Annotated in this window: 3 protein-coding genes; 1 reads left to right on the top strand and 2 read right to left on the bottom strand. The window is 23.7% G+C overall.

Annotated elements, in window-relative coordinates; translation table 4 throughout:
* The first annotated feature begins 164 nt into the window (after positions 1-164).
* Positions 165-452 carry a hypothetical protein gene (locus tag EHU54_RS05940; RefSeq protein WP_400249478.1) on the top strand — a complete coding sequence of 96 codons (288 nt, stop codon included), beginning with the start codon at positions 165-167 and terminating at the stop codon, positions 450-452.
* A gap of 24 nt (positions 453-476) precedes the next feature.
* On the opposite strand, the gene EHU54_RS05935 is transcribed toward EHU54_RS05940, so the two are convergent.
* Both EHU54_RS05935 and EHU54_RS05930 read right to left on the bottom strand, forming a co-directional pair.
* Positions 477-653 carry a hypothetical protein gene (locus EHU54_RS05935; RefSeq protein WP_400249477.1) on the bottom strand — a complete coding sequence of 59 codons (177 nt, stop codon included), beginning with the start codon at positions 651-653 and terminating at the stop codon, positions 477-479.
* Positions 654-657: 4 nt separating this feature from the next.
* Positions 658-813 carry a hypothetical protein gene (locus EHU54_RS05930; RefSeq protein ID WP_400249475.1) on the bottom strand — a complete coding sequence of 52 codons (156 nt, stop codon included), beginning with the start codon at positions 811-813 and terminating at the stop codon, positions 658-660.
* Between the last annotated feature and the right edge of the window lie 261 nt (positions 814-1,074).

The raw sequence follows: 1,074 nt of genomic DNA, 5'->3' as shown, positions 1-1,074 counted from the left end.
GATGGTATAACAGAAGAAAATAACAAAGAATTAAATTTAAAATAAACTATATATAGAGGTGACTGATATTTTTGGGTGGTTATATAGTTTAATTTATAAATTATTTTGTTCCGAAAGAATAGATGGCCACTGTTTTAGTAAGGATAAGAAAGGAATTAAAGAAAATGAACGAAACATTAATGATTGCTTTACTTGTGTTAGCAGGTGCAGGTGGAATGGGTAGTCTTGGTATTCTTGGATTATCTGCTAAAAAAATTAAAAAATATAAAGCAGAAATCAGAGAATTAAGAACTGCTGTTATTGCCCACGAAAAACATTTACGAGGACCTGATTATGCAACAGAATTAGCATTAAAAACAGGTCAAATTAAAAATGTTAAAAAACAAGTTAAAGTAAATGACAAAAAACAAGCACAAAAAGATGCTATTCGAAAACTAACAAATAGTATTTAAAAAATAACCAATTAAGGTTATTTTTTATTTTTCTTTATTGTGTGTTATATAAAAGTTGATAAGATATTCTATTCGTTGAGAATAAGTAAACCCATTAAATTCATTTCATATTTCTTCTTGTTCTGTATTTAAATAAATATTAACATTCCGAATTTTACAAGAATAATATTTTCCTGTTTTTTGATTATATGAATGTTTCATAATATTAACTCTCATAATTAGCAATAATAATTGCATCTCGTAAATGATTACTTATTTTTTCATTATTATATTTTCAACCTTTACCAAATTCATAAGTTAAATTATTATCTTTATCATATTTTCATACAGAACTATCATTATATTTACTTAAATTTTCCATATTTTTAACAACTGATTTAGTATATTTTGGTGATATTAAATTAAACTTTGATTTTGCAGATAATATTAATCTTTCTCTATGGTCTTCAATTACACCTAGTAATCGTAATAAATCATCTCGGTCTTTTGAACCATTAGCATTTGTATATAAGCAATTTTCAATGTTTACAATACAAAAACTATTGCATTGTTTAAATAGACTTCTTGCATAACCTATTAAAATAATTGTAAATATTTTTAAAAAGATACTAATAGCAAATTA

Origin of the sequence: Spiroplasma sp. ald (assembly GCF_044714355.1) — a bacterium.
Lineage (GTDB): Bacteria > Bacillota_I > Bacilli_A > Mycoplasmatales > Mycoplasmataceae > Spiroplasma > Spiroplasma phoeniceum.
The sequence above is the reverse complement of the archived record's forward strand: the minus strand, read 5'-3'. Positions and strand labels throughout refer to the sequence as shown.